The sequence below is a fragment of the Paraburkholderia sp. BGA-UO-ETr-F21 genome (genome assembly GCF_059567925.1).
Genome location: NZ_JCAQOY010000031.1, coordinates 42,060 through 58,513, shown reverse-complemented (window position 1 = coordinate 58,513; position 16,454 = coordinate 42,060). Strand labels below are relative to the sequence as shown.

Here is a 16,454-nt window from a genome sequence, read left to right as displayed (position 1 = left end):
GTACTTTCCGCTTTCTAAACAGTAACAAGACAACATGAGGCGACTCGATTGAAACCCCTTGATTTCGGGCACACATTCCTTGCTACACCAGATATCTATGAAGACGAGTCTATTCGTTCCTATTTGCAAAGGGCGATGAAATCTAGTACCAGCTCTGGCCGGCAGCGGCTTCGGGAACTGGTCGAGACATCTTCTCGGCTACCGTGGATTTTTCCATCGCAGATTGAAAGAATCACCGAATTCTACAACGGTGTCTTTGAAGATACGGAGCACGCCCTTTACGGACACACATGCTTTCCGACTTGGAAACTTTTTTTGGGAGAAAACGACGAAGAAAAGCTTTATCGCGGCCTCATTTCAGTCGGCGAGCCTGGGCTGGCAGCGGTGACTGGTTATGCGTACCTCGGCCGCTCGCATCGTGCGATACCGACCGTTTGCCTTTCATGTGTAAAAGAGCAGATAGGGAGTCCCAGCAGGGAAACGTATTGGCGCCGGTTTGATTTTTTGCCCGGAATAACCGTCTGTGGGAAGCATGCTGAACCACTTCACACTTATTGTAAGTGGTGCGTCGCAAAGCGGGGAAAATCGACCGGACTCCCTGCTCCGGCAGTAGTCTGCGAGTGCGGCGACGAGTTGCGGCAGCTTCGACTGTTCAAAAGCGAAGCAGATGTGGAGGCTGAGGCGGACATATCACGAATTATGGTTGCGCTCACGCGGAGTGATGTTTCTCGCGAGCACAGCAACGGTGATTACCGCAAGCTCCTTTCAAGCGCGACGAGCCGGATGGGGCTAGAGGGGAAGGCAGGAAAGGCGGCCTTTGAAGCGTGGATTTGCGAACGGGTCGGGGTCGAACAGGTCGCTGCTTGGCGGGTAAGTTTTCGCACGCAAAGTGCATTCATTAGGGGGGCAAGAGGAAAAGAAAGTTGTCGTAACCCGGGTTATAACGCGATTCTGATAAAGGCTCTGTTCGGCGATTTCCACGGTTTTAAAATGGCATTGAGAGAAACCAGAATCGATACTCTGGAACGCAAATCTACGACTGGGCTAGCCCCGAGCGAGAGTTCCGCAAGGGCCGCATCTTCACAACAAATTGGCTCCAGTGCAACTAGGAAAAAACGCATCGCTTATTGGGGGACGCTCTCGCGCGCTGATTTCAGGGTGAAGAGGCAGGCGATGCGGAGAAGGGTTATCGAGTTGAAAGAACATGACCCCGAAGCTGGGAGAACGCGGCTTGAAAACTGGACGAGAGTATTCCTCGCTCATTTCGACGGGAAATGGTATGACCGAAATCTCCCGCCGAGAGATACGCAGCCACGGCTTGCACCCGAAAGACTTACGCAGCTTGGCGTAGTGCAGACTGCGGAAGATAAAGCGACTGAGATTCGGGAGACTAGGCGTCAACTCGACGACCTCTGTCCACCGCGTCGAATTAGTGTCACTATGCTTTTCGGCCCGATTTCGATGTACGGAAACCTAACTAAGCTGAAGAAGCATCCCGTCGTATTACGCGCACTGAACGAGTGTGAAGAAACCGGTGCGCAGTGGGCAGCACGGAGAGAGGCGATATGGTGCCGGAAGGCCGCGGAATCGTTCCCAGACTCGCCCTACGCTGACCTCGACGCATTCGCTGGCCTTTCTGCAAGGAAAGGGTCACCAGGCTTAGAAATTTGCAGGCGTGGCTATGGCGCAACGTAGAAAAATAGGCGATTGTTCCGAACTTCCGTTTTCGAGGGAGCGTGCGGGTGCGATTCGGGCTGGATTGCCTTCGGACAGGCTCGTAAAACAGCCTTTCGACCCGAGTAAGCCAGATGAGCTCCGGTTGCGTGAACTCGCCGGAGGAGCAATTCTCACATGGCCTATTAGCGTTCCGCCTCGAGATGCAAGAGGGGTTAAATCAGGAAGTGAATTTGAGTGCTGGAAGAAGCCACAGGATAGCAAAGTGGGCGTTGCCAGCTACCAGTTTAGTTTGAAACGACAGGGCGTTTTGAATTGCCACTCAGGACTTGAAGCAAGATTGCTTGCTTTCTTCGACTTCTGCCCATTTGTCCTGGAGGTCCGAACGCAGTACCCGTCTTGGTGCCGCGACGAGTACAGCCGATATAGAGCCGAAGGGCGACGTATCCCGAAGAATAAGGTCATGTCGATTGATTTTCTGCTGACGCTTCAGATACCGGGAGTAGCTTATCCGGTGTATCACGGAGTGTCTGCAAAGCCTTTTTCCATGCTTGACTTGAAGAACGTCAAGAAACGTCACGCAAAAGAGGCATCGCGGCTTTCCGGGTGGTCGGCGTCTCATGAGGTAATGCATGAAGCAACGGTTCCAGATGGTGAGTATAGAAACTACCTGTTCCTCAATTCATTGATGGTCCATGTGGACATTCAGGGATGCTGGTTGGACGCATATCGCCTTGCAACCGACATTATGAAAAGTTCTGCGGTCGGAAGTATGGAAAAAATTCTAGGAATGTTGGGCAAGCGTCGCGGATACAGCGTGGACGACTCCTACCGTTTGTTTGCCGTCGCGGTCTTTCTTGGGTATCTGGTGGTTGACCACACATCCCCCCTTGATGTTGACGAATCACTAAATCTGCTTGGGAGAGATGTAGCCCGTAAGGCGCTTCCTTCCTATCTGCTCGTAGACGAGTCATCCGCGTTCTAAATGAACGAGTCTCTGTTACAGGTGGGTCGCGGTGTCGGGGGGCTGGCACGCTACTCGAGGAGCCGACGAAGTTCATCTATAAACCGTATGATGCCGATTGAATAGGAATGCATATGTTTGTTGGGTTGAAAAAGTTTTTCGGTATATCACCTTTCCCAAGAATGTCCCTCTTGGTGCGGCGGGTGCGAGGCGGTCACGAGGAATTTTGGCGATTTCTTTGTGTGGATAAGGAGCTGGCCTATGTCTTTGAGATGAGCGATAAGCCTCCAAAAAATTCAAGGATGCCCGAAACTTGGCCCGTCGCCGAAGTTATGCGGATGAAGAAGGACGGTGTTCTGCGCCAAGTCGCTGAACGCTTTGTTCCAGCATGGATGACGGAACCCATGACGGATGCCAAGAGGCTCGATTTCGCTTACAAGAAGGACCTGTTGAACGAAATTATTGCGGAAGCGGGCGATGGGCTTATCACCGATAAAAGCGTTCGCAGCCGTGTACTGCGCGAAGCGTCTGCGGGCGGAACTCCGGTTTCGCAGATGATGACGTGGCTCACGCGTCTCTGGTACTACGGGGAGCATGAGAATGCACTGGCCACGAACAATGCGGGAAAGGGAGGAAAGGATGTCCCCAAGACGGTAACAGGTGCCAAGAAGGGGCGCCCGAATTCCAATGTTATCTTAAATCCCAATACTCCTTACAAAGGAGTGAACTTCAAGCGCAAGTGGAAGAAGATTTTTGCGGACATACTTTACAAGCAGTTCTGCGATAGAAACCTTGATATGCCACAGGCTATGGACATTCTGTTCCTTCGTGCCGTGGGCTTCTACAAGCTAGGCAATCAGACAGTCTCGCGCCCCATACATCCCCGGAAGCTGCCCGAACGTAGTTACCTGTTGCGTTGGGGGCATCGGGTTTTCAAGACGATTGCTGCGACGCAGGCAAAGCTCGGGGAGAAAGAGTGGGAGCAAAAGAAGCAGGCAAGGAGAGGTAACGCTGAGGACGTTACGCAACGCATTATCGACATCTATGACATCGACGGGATGGAGTTCAACGGGTTTATCCGCTTTGGAAAGCACAGGATTGATGTGGGCAAACCGGTGGTGATGCTGGCTGTCGACCGTCGAAGCCGTGCAGTGGTCGGATTTTATGTGTATCTCGGCAAGGAGAATGGCACTGCATACAGAAAATGCCTATTCAGCGCGTTTACTCCGAAGGAGGAAGTCCTTGTTAAATACGGTATGGGACATCTGAAGGGGTTCGTCTATGGCGTTGCTCAAGCCGTGTTTCTGGACCGTGGCCCCGGCATAGGCAACGGTCAGAAAGAAGCTATTTGCAAACGTCTTCGGCTTGCGATATTGATGGCGCAGCCGGGGCGAGGCGACGCAAAAGGGGTTGTTGAAAGTGTGAATGGCCGGTTTGAGCGTCGGCTTGCAGACATGCTTGGCTTCTACAAACGCGGTGGGTCCGAGAGAGACGAATGGAAGCGGCAATTGGCCTCATCGACCTCCACAATCGAATTCCAGCCGTTCATGCAGCTTTTGCTTGCTGCGATTAGCGAGCATAACCTTGGCGCCAATGTTTCACATTTGGTTACCGCCAAGCTGCTGAGCGAGAAGGTAAAGCCCAGTCCCTACGCGATTTTCATGGCTAACAAGGCGAGGAAGCGCGGTGATGGGGCTCGCGACTGGCCGCAGGAACTAATTTACACCCATCTTCTCGACAACTTCCACCGGTCAGCGCCTCGCGGAAGGGTCAAGGTTAAAAGCGCGTACTACACCTCGCAGGCCCTGAGGGAGTACGCCGACGAGTGGGAGGCGGCCCGGCGCCCGGGAGAGGAGTCGGCGCCAGTAGAGGTATTTGCGTTCTCTGAAACCAAGCGATATCTACTTTGGAAACATCCGGACGGAAATCTTCGATTGCTGGAAGCAACGCAGCAAACCGCCGCAAGCGTCGGCGATGCTACAGACTGGCTCCATTCGTTCATCAACCAACTTAAGCAAGCAGAACTCCGGGTTCAGCGAATCAGAAATACCGCAGCCGGTGTTTTGACAAGGCAAAAGGAATTAGTGATGGCGGACGCGGATAACGTGCCTCCCTCGACGAATTCCGCCGGTAGACGAGCGAACCGGAAGGCGGCTCATGAGGAGATGCAGAACGAGGAGTTTGCGGAGGGGGCTTTGAGAGCAGGGGTGCCCGCGAATGTCGTCGCTGCTGCTGTTGAAGGCATTCAACGACAGCAAGGGCCTTTGAATTCTAACCCCGTGCCCCCTAACGAGGGCGGCGTCGACCTAGTTCAGGTTTTGGATATCGACTTCGATTGATTTGATGACGAGAGGCGGGGTGGTGGGCAGCTCTTCTCGCCGCCCAGCAAGGAGTTCAGCTGTTGTTGTGGTAACACCTTCAAAAAACACGACTCTGGCCGTAAGGTGAGGTATCCGGCGAGTGCTAATTGGACCTTAAATGTCGTGTTCGATTCGCCTCTAACCATTACTGGGCAAGTATTTCTCGGGAATGGATATGCCGTCGTTCAGCTCGAAGTTCAGCCAATATATTTTCGTCTTACATCTATGCACTCCTTTCGCCGACACTCGACTGCACCCTGATCGGCGATCGCATGCGAATCGCGCAAGTCGTCAACAACCTGTTGAGCAACGCGTTCAAATTCACGTCCTCCGGCAAGATTACGCTGTACGCGGAAGTGAAGGACGACTCGCTGGGCCGCCCGACGCTACGCTACCGGGTTTCGGACACCGGCGCCGGCATGAGCGAGGCGCTTCTGGCGCGACTGTTCAAGCCATTCGTGCAAGGGGAGCTGGGTACGTCGCGCGGCACTGGCGGCACCGGTCTGGGGCTCGTGATCTGCGCGCGCCTGTGCGAATTGATGGGCGGTCGAATCTCCGCCGAAAGCGTGCCTGGCGCGGGCAGCGTATTTCACGTATCGATCCCGCTCGTGGCTGTGCCCGACGAGCAGCGCGCGTCGGCGGGTCTCCCGGCGCCACGCGGGACGGCGCTCGTGTTGTGCACCGAGCAGCAAGCCGGCGAGTTTCTGGACGGCTGGCTTCAGCGAGCGGGCTGGTCGAGCCACGCAGTGGCGTCGCTCGCCGACGCGCAGGCATGGTTGAAAGCGAATCGGCCGGTAGTGTTGATCGTGTCCGGTGAATACGATCTCGAAGCGATTACCACGTTGCGCGCGTTGCAGGCGGTCGGCGCGGTGTGGATGACGAGCGGCGGCCCGACCCGGCCGGAGGCGCGCGGTCAGGGTGTGCTCGAAGTGAGCGAGTTCAGCCGGACCGCGTGTTTGACCGCAGTCGAGCTGGCCGTCGAAGGCACGGCCGCCGCGCTGGACGAAGGGACCGCGCGCGTCTGCGCTGTGCCTGCTGCTGAGATCGATCCCGCGTTGTTGGGTCTTGCAGTCCTCGTCGCCGAAGACAATCCTCTGATTCAGAACCTGATCGCCGAGCAACTGGCGGCGCTCGGCTGCGTGCCCACGATCGCCGCGGATGGGCAGCAGGCGCTGACGTTATTCGAACAGGCGCCCTTCGAGGTGGTGCTGACCGACATCCATATGCCGGTCATGGATGGCCACCAGCTGCTGGCGGCATTGCGCGAGCGGCACGCGGAACTGCCGGTGCTGGCCTTCAGTGCCGTCGCCGAAGAGCAGCAGGCCCAAAGCTGGCATGAGAGCGGCTTTAGCGGGTATGTCTCCAAGCCGGCGTCGTTGAGCGAACTGCAAGCGGCTTTGCTGGCGGTGGTGCCCGCGCAGGCTGAGGTGGCTTCGGCTTCGGCATCGGCATCGGCATCGGCATCGGCTTCGGCTTCGGCTTCGGCTTCTGCTCCCGCGGACTCCACGCCTCCCGTCGCCAACGCAACGAGCACGCTCAGCGCGGACGACAAGGCGCGTTACACGGCCATGCTCAGGGACCACTTGCAGAAAGATCTGCCGAGGCTGCTCGCGATTGTCGAAGAAGAGGACGTGCAAGCGTTGGCCGGCTGGGCGCACAGCGCGAGCGGTGCATTCGTGGTCGTGCAGGAACCGCGGTTTTTCGAAGAATGCCGGCAGTTGCAAAGGCTATGCGCCGACTCCAGCCATTGGACAACCGAGATGGACGAACGGGCCATCTCGCTGCACGAAGCCTTATCAGATCACTACGGAGTCGACGAGCAACCCGCGCGTTGAGTTGCCGTTCAACCCTGCGAAATCAACCCGGCCGTTTGACGACGAAGTCGATTTCGACCAGCGCATCGCGCGCCAGCGCGGTCACGCCGATACAGGTTCGCGCGGGTAGCGCATCCGCCGGAAAGTAGGCGCGGTAGATTTCGTTCATCGGCGCGTAGTCGCGCTTGAACTCGGTCAGGAAGATACGTGTGGCAACCACGTTATGCAGGCCGAGGCCCAGCCCCTGAAGAACCAGCACGAGATTGTCCATCACGCGCTTGGTCTGGGCGACGACACCCTCGGGCAGCGGTGCAGCGTCGTCGGTGGGGGAGGTCGGCATCTGGCCGGTCAGGAAGACCCAGCCGTCGGCCTCGGCAGCATGCGAGAACGGGCCGACCGGCGTGGGTGCTGAGGGAATCATCCAGAAGGAGGGGTTTGAGCTCATGGGCGGGTGCGCTGGGTTGGATCGAATGTCGGGATGACAAGGTAACCGATCAAAACTCAGGATGCCGGCGCGGTGCGCGGCATCTGCTGGCAACGGCCTAGTTTAAGTTTGCACGCAACCAGAATTTGATTGTTTGCACAGGAAAAACCTGCCTACTCTGCGGGTTTACCTATCAATCTCAACGTGGAAGTTTGACTGGTTGTACCTTTCTCGGTGAAGTTTGATCGTTGTACAAGAGTCAAACTTCGCAAACCATTGCCCAGCAAGGCTCGGGTTGATACAAGACTCAGCAGCGTTACCGCCATAGCCACCCCTCAGGGCGCGCGACGCGATGAGATGACGGCGTCTGCTTCTTCCATCACCACGTGGAACGGTTGGTTCCAGTATCGAATGTCATAACGCTCCGGGTTAAGCAGCGGACGCTGTCGTTGCCTCAGGCACTGACAACGTGGGTTGTTGAGATTGCCGTTGCGGACGGAGCTGCGCATGCGCATGTGTACAGCACACTACCGAGACTCGACGTCGGTCCCATTTTCATTGGCCCGGGTGACGACGTTGTAGCCGTTGCAATCAAAGTGCTTGAGGCTGCTGATGCTCAAAATTGCGTTTTCCGATGGAGAGTATGACGGTAACCTGAGGACTAAGTTCTCAGTTGATGCTCGTCGCTACTTGCTCGGACCCGTGTCGGTCCGTCGTGCTGCGCTGGAATCAATCCCTTCCTGTCGGCAAGAACCAATCCTTTTATTGAAATTGCAAGGCGAGTCATCGGAATTTTCAAATGAGCACTCCCGTACCCGACGACTTTCCTCGAGACGTGACGCCCGCATCCCTCTCTGGCGCCCAACCAAAACTTGCGGCCAGGATAACTGACGGCAAGTTTGTCGCAGGTCTGACTGCAGAAGAGCGCCTTGAGCGATGGACGATGTGCGAAGACCTTGCGCATCAACTTGTTCCCAAAACCCTTAAAAATGCGGCCAAGAATCCGGACCATTCACGCGATGAGACGCTGCAGCGAGTGCGACGGGCAATTGACGCCAGGGAGTGGGTGAGCGTTATCGAAGCGGATTGGTTGATGGCAAGGCTGCGCGTTCTTCTTGGGTGGCGCGCGTAATCGAGTTAGCGCACCCGCCGCATGACATATCCTTAACCTCGAATTCCATCTTTGCCTCCAGTAGCCAATCAGAACCCTCAGCATGAACCTTCCCATGGCGGGAAGGTCAAGTGCCGCGATGCGCCTGCTCGCAAGTCGTCCTCGCCGTCGTCGCAGGTCAGAGGCGGTGCAGGAAAACAGAGAGTGAAATCGCCGGAGCGCAGTTACACACTGACACCGTCGCCGTCTTACAGCCTTCCTGACCTGCGTGCTAGACTTCTGGACCATGTCCTATTGGCGCAAACTCTTCGTCGTCGTGCTGCTGATACTGAGCCTTCCGGTTCAGTCGTTCGCGGCCGTCTCCATGAAATGCGGGTCGTCGCATTTCGGGAATGAAGTCGTGTCTGCGCACCATGAAGACGCTGATGAGTCGCTCCCGCACCATCACACGCATGAGGTGACAGTGGCTGGCAGCGACCATGACAGCCAACCCCATGGCGGCGATTTGCACCATGCTCATTCCTGCTCGACATGTGCATCCTGCTGTTTCGGCGGAGCTTTGCCGGGCGCCCCCACGATGGCGACATCCGTCGACGCTGTTCATTTTGCGCTTCCGATTCCCCGCTCCGACCGCATCGCGTCGTTCCTGACCGGCGGCATCGAACGTCCTCCCCGAATCTCCCTCGTCTAGTCCTTCTGTCGCGGCCGTAGCCGCGATGCGAAATTTCGACCTGATGGCCTGAGGGCTATCCAGGTGACTTACGACGAGAAAATCCATGCGAATGTTTATCGCGGCGCTGTCTGGCGCGGCGGCATTGTTGCCGGCGCTCGTGCACGCCACTACTGCACTGCCTGACCCGACGGATTCGGCCGCATCGGTTCCGACCGTCAGCGTGCCGTCCGTCTTTGCGGACTATCAGCCATACCGGGACCAGAAAGCGCCCAGCTGGCAGGAGCTCAACCGGGCAGTGACGACCTCGCCCGTAAAGCCGGCGATGAGCCACAGCCAGACGCCTTCCAGCGGCGCCGGTGCCAAGAGTAACGACCACACTTCTCACCAAGAGGAGTCGGCCAAATGATGCGGCACTTGTTTTCGTGCGGCCGCGTCGTTGCTGCCGCCACCGCACTAGCGGTTCTTGCCGGCTGTACCACCTTTTCAGAGGACGGCGGCTTTAACACCGTTTCGACGACCGCATCGGAGCGTCTTGGGAAGGACGCCGTGCTGGTGAAGACGGAAGAGGACCGCGAGGCGGTCGCAAAGCGGACGCAGGAACTGCTTTCAAAGCCGCTCGGCATGGACGACGCCGTGCAGATTGCATTGCTCAACAATCGGGGACTGCAGGCCTCATACGGGGAGCTCGGCATCTCCGAGGCCGACCTGGTACAGGCCGGACGCCTGCCTAATCCGGGATTCACGTTCAGTCGCGCGCATGGGAACGACTCCCTGAGCATCAATAGAACGTTCACGCTCAGCTTGCTGAATGTCCTGACGATGCCGCTCGCGACGCGCGTTGAGAGTCGCCGCTTTGAACAGACCAAGCTGCTGGCTGCAGACGCGATGCTCAAGGTCGCCGCCGACGCCCGCCGGGCCTACGTCAATGCCGTTGCAGCCCAGCAGTCGGCCGCGTACGCCGAGCAGGTAAAAGATTCCGCCGAGGCCGGTGCCGAACTGGCATTACGGATGCAGCAGGCGGGTAATTTCAGCAAGCTCGACTACGCGCGCGAGCAGGCTTTCTATGCGGATGCCGTGGCGCAACTGGCAAAGACACGCCAGCAGTCTGTCGCGGCCCGGGAGAAGCTGACCCGCACGATGGGCCTGTGGGGCGTGGGAACGCAATACAAGCTGCCCGACCGTCTGCCCGACCTACCCAAGGACCGTCCAGAGCTGAACGACCTTGAGACCTTCGCGATGCAGAACCGGCTGGACATCCAGGCGGCGAAGCTGCAGACGCAGAGTGTCGCATCGTCGTTGGGTCTCAGCAAAGCGACACGTTTCATCAACGCGCTGGATGTCGGCTACCAGAATAACTTCACGACGTCCGACGGCCACGAACAGGGCTACGAAATCAGCGTCGAGATTCCAATCTTTAACTGGGGCGGTTCGAAGGTTGCACGTGCCGAAGCGATTTACATGCAGTCGGTCAACCGCGTCGCCGAGACTGCGATTAACGCACGGTCCGAAGTTCGCGAATCGTACTCGGCCTACGTGACCGACTACGACGTCGCGAAGCACTACCGAGACGAGGTCGTACCAATCCGGAAAACCATTTCCGACGAACTGCTGCTTCGCTACAACGGCATGCTCGCGAGCGTGTTTGAACTGCTGTCGGATTCACGCGACCAGGTCGGCGCGGTGAACAGCTATATCGACGCGCTGAAGGACTACTGGCTCGCTGAGACCGACCTGCAGCAGGCAGTGGGTGGTCGTCTCCCACCGCTCGCGATGGCGGCCTCCGCGCCGTCAGCACCCGCGATGCCACCGGCATCCTCTACAGATTCAGAAGGTAAATGACATGGTGTCACGTCGAAAATTTCTCGGCAGCTCGGGGGCTGCGCTGCTCGGAGCAGCATTGGTGAGCAAGGCAGGTGCTGCGTCGCTGCCTGAGGCGCCCACGATGGCCAAGGCCACCATGCAACCGCCGCTCACGCCTCCTAATGGCCGTCCGTATACGCCTGTTGCCACGCTGAACGGCTGGTCGCTGCCGTGGCGCATGAAAAACGGCTGGAAGGAATTTCACCTGACTGCTGAGCCGGTTGTGCGCGAGATGGCACCGGGCATGAACGCAAATCTTTGGGGTTATAACGGACAGGCCCCAGGCCCAACCATCGAGGCGGTGGAAGGCGACAAGGTCCGCATCTTCGTGACCAACAAGCTGCCGGAGCACACCACCGTCCACTGGCACGGGATGCTGTTGCCTTCGGGCATGGATGGGGTCGGAGGGCTCACGCAACCGCATATCCCTCCGGGCAAAACGTTCGTCTACGAATTCCAGCTCGAGAAGCACGGGACGTTCATGTATCACCCGCATGCCGATGAGATGGTGCAGATGGCGATGGGGATGATGGGGACGTTCATCGTTCATCCAAAGGACCCTGGCGTCATGGAGGTCGACCGCGACTTCGTGTTCATTATGTCCGCGTACGACATCGACCCAGGTAGCTTCACGCCACGTGTGAACGAAATGACGAACTTCAACATGTGGACGTGGAATTCGCGGGTCTTTCCCGGTATTGACCCATTGCCGGTGCGCGCCGGCGACCGCGTGCGTATCCGGTTCGGCAATCTGACGATGACCAACCACCCCATCCACCTGCATGGCTATCACTTCGAGGTTGCGGGCACGGATGGCGGATGGATTCCGCCGGCCGCACGCTGGCCTGAGGTGACCGCCGATGTCGCGGTCGGCCAGATGCGTGCCATCGAATTCACGGCGAACCGGCCCGGGGACTGGGCGTTTCACTGCCACAAGTCTCACCACACGATGAATGCGATGGGACACTCCGTACCGAACCTGATTGGCGTGCCGCAGAAAGACCTCGCGAAGCGCATCAACAAGCTCGTGCCGGACTACATGGCGATGGGCAGCACAGGCGGTGCGATGGGCGAGATGGAGATGCCACTGCCCGACAACACACTGCCAATGATGACCGGTACTGGCCCGTTCGGCCCGCTCGAAATGGGCGGAATGTTCACCGTCGTGAAGGTGCGAGACGGATTGGGACGCAAAGACTATCGCGACCCAGGCTGGTTCAAGCATCCCAAGGGGACGGTTGCCTACGAATACACCGGCGAGTTGCCGGATAGCTGATTTTCTGTCTCGCCGGACTTTGCGGTCCGGCTCAACTTTTTATTTCAACGCAGGAGAAAGAGTGATGAAGAACGTATTTGCATCGATTGCAGTTAGCTGCGCGTTGGCAATTTCGGGCTCGGCCTATGCGGCTGGCGAAATGGGCAACATGGACATGGGCGGTAGCGGAGCAAAGCAGGCTGGCGAAGCAAAGGCTGGCATGTCGCATGGGGAAATCAAGAAAGTCGACGCTGCAGCCGGAAAGCTGACTATCAAGCACGGCCCGCTGGAAAATCTGGGCATGGATGCCATGACGATGGTGTTCAAGGTCAAAGACGCCGCCATGATTTCGCAGGTCAAGGTCGGCGACAAGATTGATTTTGTGGCCGAAGAGGTGGACGGAGCACTGACGGTAACGAAGCTGCAGAAGCAGTAATGAATTGCGGGTTGTTGCCATGAAATACCGGCAACAACCCGCCTGGACCATCGAGGATGCGCAAGCACATGAAGACTTTTACTCGCAAGCAACTCTCAGGACTTGCTACGGCTACCGCCATCGCTTTAGCACCGGCTGCAACGTTCGCACACGGGAGGCTCGAAGCTGCCGTCCCGGCCGCCGGCAGCACACTCGAAACCACGCCGGACTCGCTGCGATTGACCTTTAACGAAGACCTTGAGTCGACCTTTAGCATGGTTAAAGTGTCCGACTCAACCGGCCAGGCCGTAACAAAGGAAAAGGCAAAGGTCGACGCCGCCAACCCTCGCGTGCTGACCATTGCTCTTCCGAAGCTAGCGTCCGGCGCCTACTCAGTCCAGTGGGCCGTGATGACGCACGACGCCCACAAGACCAAGGGTACGTACGCCTTTCAGGTGAAGTGATGAACGACGGTCTCCTTGGCGTCTCGAGGCTTGCCTTCGTCGCCCTGCAAAACCTCGGCTTTGCAATTGTCGTCGGCGTGTTGATTAGCGACCGATGGCTCGCGCGCCAGACATCCTCGTGGCAGGTGAGTGTTAGACATAGGCTTGTCAGCGTCTTGCGTGTCGCATCTGTCAGCGCGCTGCTGTCGAGCACGTTCGCCTTCTGGATTCATTGTGCGTTGATGAGCGAGTCCGCACTTCCTGACGCGGGACCCGCTGTCCGCTCGATGCTAGTTGAGACCGGGTTTGGTCACGCCTGGCTGGTCGGAGCTGGACTGATGCTGTGCGTGGTCATTCTTTCATTTATCGGTACAGCGAAATCAATCCGGTTGTCTTCGGTCATCTGGTTGGCCCTGGCCGGTGTCGCGCTGGCGCGCAGCAATGGAGGACATCCAGTCGATGCTGGCCTATTCAGCCTGCCGGTATGGGTGGACTGGCTGCATTTGCTCGCAATCAGTGTCTGGGTAGGGCTCGTGCTGGTAACCACGTACGTTGTTACGCCGCACGTTTCCAATGCATTGAGTACCGAGCGTGTAAATAGCGCAGCATATATCCAGTCATTGTCGGACGCGGCGACGCTGGCGCTCGTAATTCTCTTCGTTACGGGCGCCTACAATGGCTGGCGTGGAGTCAGGTCGCCTGAAGACCTGCTGCAATCGGTCTATGGCCAGGTGCTGTTGATGAAACTCGCTCTGGTGTTCGTCGCTGCAGCGCTCGGTGGGCATAACCGCTTTTTCGAGATGCCCAGACTGCTTGAATCGCTGCGGAGCGCTTCGCCAGCGTCAGCGGTAGGACCTCTCAAACGTTTTGCCGTCGTCTTGCACATTGAATCGGTAGTACTGACGGGGGCACTCGTCACTGCTGCGGTGCTTGTTTCCAGCCCACTGCCGGGTACGACGTAGCTCGTGGCAGTGCACTGTTCCCTGCGTCCACGCAGATGGTCATCGCCTTAGCTCAAAAAAGGCTGCATAACGCCCCGATTGACTTCGGCTAACGGCCATCTTTTACAGGGCCCGGCAACGCGTCCGGGTCTTCCTTTTATGTTCTCGCGCTATCCGTTCCTCGTCCGATAACTCTTGCGCACCGCATGCGGCGCTTGCTCGAACGAAGTTGTTCAGACGAGAGTCCCGTCCCTACGCTTCGCGGCTGCATGCCTAGGCTATGTCCGGGCGCCCCGCAAACGGAGCGCATTTCCAATCACGGATACCGAGCTCAATGCCATCGCCGCGCTTGCGATAATGGGGCTTAGGAGGATGCCCAGCCACGGATACAGGACACCCGCTGCGACGGGAATTCCAATCACGTTATACGCGAACGCAAAGAAGAGGTTCTGCCGGATATTCTTCATGGTGGCGATGCTCAAGGTCCTGGCCCGCGCGATGCCCCGGAGGTCGCCCTTGACGAGTACCACGCGTGCGCTGTTCATTGCCACGTCGGTACCAGTGCCCATTGCAATTCCGACATTAGCCTGAGCGAGAGCGGGCGCATCATTCACACCGTCGCCCGCCATGGCGACAACATGACCCTGCTTCTGCAACTCCTGGACGTGCTTGTATTTGTCCTGAGGCAGTACGCCAGCCTTGACGCCGTCGAGCGCCAGGGATTTTGCCACCGCGTTGGCTGTGATGGGATTATCGCCGGTCAGCATGATGATTTTGATGCCGGACGCCCGCAGTAACTGAACTGCTTCCTGTGTTGTGGCCTTGACCGGGTCAGCCACGCCGATATAGCCCGCGAGCCTTCCGTCGATGGCGAGATACATGATTGTCTGGCCTGCTTGACGCAGCCGGTCCACGTCTGCTCCTACCGCAGTGCAATCGACTTGCGCATCGTCCATGAGCACTGTATTGCCCAACAATGCGACCCGACCGTCAATCCGGCCGCTCACGCCTTTGCCCACGACTGCTTCGAATGCATCAACGGGCTTTGTCGGCGCCTTGTTCTCCTGCGCCTGCGTGACAATCGCCTGCGCCAATGGATGCTCACTCGGCCCTTCAAGACTGGCCGCATAACTCAGTACGGACGCCTCTGACTGGTCCGCCAGCGCCACAACGGTTTGCACGCGCGGCTTTCCTTCAGTGAGGGTACCGGTCTTGTCGACCACCAACGTATCCACTTTCTCCATCAATTCGAGGGCCTCTGCGTCCTTGATAAGAACGCCCTCTTTAGCGCCGCGCCCAACCCCGACGATGATGGAGACAGGCGTTGCCAGGCCGAGGGCACACGGGCACGCGATGATGAGAACGCTGATAGCGACAACCAACGCATTTGCGAGCGCCGGCGCTGGCCCTATGACAGCCCAGACGACAAACGAGACCGCCGCGCAAGCCATGACCCCTAGCACGAACCATCCTGACACCTGGTCTGCCAGTTTCTGGATGGGCGCACGGGAGCGGCCAGCGTCGGCGACCATCTGCACGATTCTTGCGAGCAACGTGTCCGAGCCGACTTTTTCTGCTCGCATCAGAAAAGTTCCGGTCTGATTGACTGTCGCGCCGGTCACCTTACTTCCAGACGCCTTTTCTGATGGGATGGACTCCCCGGTAATCATGGATTCGTCGACGCTGGAACCGCCGGTTGTGACGACGCCATCTACCGGCACCTTCGAGCCAGGCTTTACGCGGAGTATGTCGCCGACAACGACCGCCTCGAGTGGGACGCCTTCTTCGGTTCCGTCAGGCCTTACCCGAATCGCGGTATGTGGCGCGAGGTTAAGCAAATCCTTGATGGCACTCGAGGTGCGTGACCGCGCGCGGAGTTCAAGCACTTGCCCGAGAAGAATGAGCGTGACGATAACGGAGGCGGCTTCGAAATACAGCGGCAACTCGTGCCCGCGTCGGAATGCATGCGGCAGCGTGTCGGGAAAGAACAGCGCGAACAGGCTGAAGCCGTACGCAGTGGCCACGCCGAGTCCAATCAGGCTGAACATATTCAGCTGCCACGTCCTGAACGAATTCCAGCCGCGCTCGAGGAAAGGCCACCCGGCCCACAGGACGACCGGCGTGGCGAGTACCGCCTGGACGCACTGTGCCCACGATGCGGGCATCCAGTGTGGCAGAGCCAGGCTGTCTCCAATATGGTTCACGAGTGCGCCAAGGTCGTAAGACGAAACCATCGGACCCATGGTCATTACCAGTAGCGGTACTGACAGCGCAAGCGCGACCCAGAAGCGGTGCGTCATCGAGTCGAGTTCGACGTTCCGCTCCTCTCCCGCGAGCGGAGTCACAGGCTCGAGTGTCATACCGCAAATCGGGCAATTGCCCGGTGCCGACGCTCGTATCTGAGGGTGCATCGGGCACGTGTAGACGACGCCCGTCTCGCCTTTGCGTTGGACTTCAGACACTTGATTGGAGCCGATGGGGACTGGGCCGACGGCGTGGGCGTGCGATTCAGACATTAAA

General features: G+C 58.0%; 13 protein-coding genes and 1 pseudogene. 11 read left to right on the top strand and 3 right to left on the bottom strand.

The annotated features are described in order from the left end of the window. Positions 1 to 48: 48 nt before the first annotated feature. The 4 genes and pseudogenes from AC57B1_RS20090 to AC57B1_RS20075 all read left to right on the top strand — a co-directional run. Complete coding sequence (locus tag AC57B1_RS20090; protein ID WP_496418422.1) at positions 49 to 1,695, top strand: TniQ family protein; 1,647 nt, start codon at positions 49 to 51, stop codon at positions 1,693 to 1,695. Positions 1,696 to 1,819: 124 nt separating this feature from the next. Then, positions 1,820 to 2,659 (top strand): PDDEXK family nuclease, encoded by an 840-nt coding sequence (locus AC57B1_RS20085; RefSeq protein WP_496418421.1) that lies wholly within the window; start codon positions 1,820 to 1,822, stop codon positions 2,657 to 2,659. A 113-nt stretch (positions 2,660 to 2,772) separates the two neighbouring features. After that, complete coding sequence (locus AC57B1_RS20080) at positions 2,773 to 4,977, top strand: TnsB C-terminal domain-containing protein (RefSeq protein WP_496418420.1); 2,205 nt, start codon at positions 2,773 to 2,775, stop codon at positions 4,975 to 4,977. Between the two features lie 245 nt (positions 4,978 to 5,222). Next, positions 5,223 to 6,833: pseudogene (locus tag AC57B1_RS20075) on the top strand (ATP-binding protein); the annotation flags it as partial. Positions 6,834 to 6,855: 22 nt separating this feature from the next. Here AC57B1_RS20075 and AC57B1_RS20070 read toward each other — a convergent pair. Beyond that, positions 6,856 to 7,257 carry a RidA family protein gene (locus AC57B1_RS20070; RefSeq protein WP_408352351.1) on the bottom strand — a complete coding sequence of 134 codons (402 nt, stop codon included), beginning with the start codon at positions 7,255 to 7,257 and terminating at the stop codon, positions 6,856 to 6,858. Between the two features lie 778 nt (positions 7,258 to 8,035). On the opposite strand from AC57B1_RS20070, the gene AC57B1_RS20065 reads away from it, so the two are divergent. Further along, positions 8,036 to 8,368 carry a hypothetical protein gene (locus AC57B1_RS20065; RefSeq protein WP_496418419.1) on the top strand — a complete coding sequence of 111 codons (333 nt, stop codon included), beginning with the start codon at positions 8,036 to 8,038 and terminating at the stop codon, positions 8,366 to 8,368. A 250-nt stretch (positions 8,369 to 8,618) separates the two neighbouring features. On the opposite strand, the gene AC57B1_RS20060 is transcribed toward AC57B1_RS20065, so the two are convergent. Further along, on the bottom strand, positions 8,619 to 8,861 hold the full coding sequence (locus AC57B1_RS20060; RefSeq protein WP_496418418.1) for a hypothetical protein: 243 nt from the start codon (positions 8,859 to 8,861) through the stop codon (positions 8,619 to 8,621). 262 nt (positions 8,862 to 9,123) lie between these two features. Between AC57B1_RS20060 and AC57B1_RS20055 the strand changes: the two genes are divergently transcribed. From AC57B1_RS20055 to AC57B1_RS20030, 6 genes are all read left to right on the top strand, one after another. Further along, a complete protein-coding gene (locus AC57B1_RS20055; RefSeq protein ID WP_496418417.1) occupies positions 9,124 to 9,426 on the top strand; it encodes a hypothetical protein in 303 nt (100 codons plus the stop codon). Further along, positions 9,423 to 10,859, top strand: coding sequence for a TolC family protein (locus tag AC57B1_RS20050; RefSeq protein WP_496418416.1), 1,437 nt, complete (start codon positions 9,423 to 9,425; stop codon positions 10,857 to 10,859). The genes AC57B1_RS20055 and AC57B1_RS20050 overlap by 4 nt, the downstream gene beginning before the upstream one ends. A 1-nt stretch (position 10,860) precedes the next feature. Continuing rightward, a complete protein-coding gene (locus AC57B1_RS20045) occupies positions 10,861 to 12,156 on the top strand; it encodes a multicopper oxidase family protein (protein WP_496418415.1) in 1,296 nt (431 codons plus the stop codon). Between the two features lie 64 nt (positions 12,157 to 12,220). Continuing rightward, positions 12,221 to 12,571 carry a copper-binding protein gene (locus AC57B1_RS20040; RefSeq protein WP_496418414.1) on the top strand — a complete coding sequence of 117 codons (351 nt, stop codon included), beginning with the start codon at positions 12,221 to 12,223 and terminating at the stop codon, positions 12,569 to 12,571. A 68-nt stretch (positions 12,572 to 12,639) separates the two neighbouring features. Then, positions 12,640 to 13,014, top strand: coding sequence for a copper resistance CopC family protein (locus tag AC57B1_RS20035; RefSeq protein WP_496418413.1), 375 nt, complete (start codon positions 12,640 to 12,642; stop codon positions 13,012 to 13,014). Then, positions 13,014 to 13,955 carry a CopD family protein gene (locus AC57B1_RS20030; RefSeq protein ID WP_496418412.1) on the top strand — a complete coding sequence of 314 codons (942 nt, stop codon included), beginning with the start codon at positions 13,014 to 13,016 and terminating at the stop codon, positions 13,953 to 13,955. The genes AC57B1_RS20035 and AC57B1_RS20030 overlap by 1 nt, the downstream gene beginning before the upstream one ends. A gap of 257 nt (positions 13,956 to 14,212) precedes the next feature. Here AC57B1_RS20030 and AC57B1_RS20025 read toward each other — a convergent pair whose 3' ends face one another. After that, positions 14,213 to 16,450 carry a copper-transporting P-type ATPase gene (locus AC57B1_RS20025; RefSeq protein WP_496418411.1) on the bottom strand — a complete coding sequence of 746 codons (2,238 nt, stop codon included), beginning with the start codon at positions 16,448 to 16,450 and terminating at the stop codon, positions 14,213 to 14,215. Positions 16,451 to 16,454 lie beyond the last annotated feature (4 nt).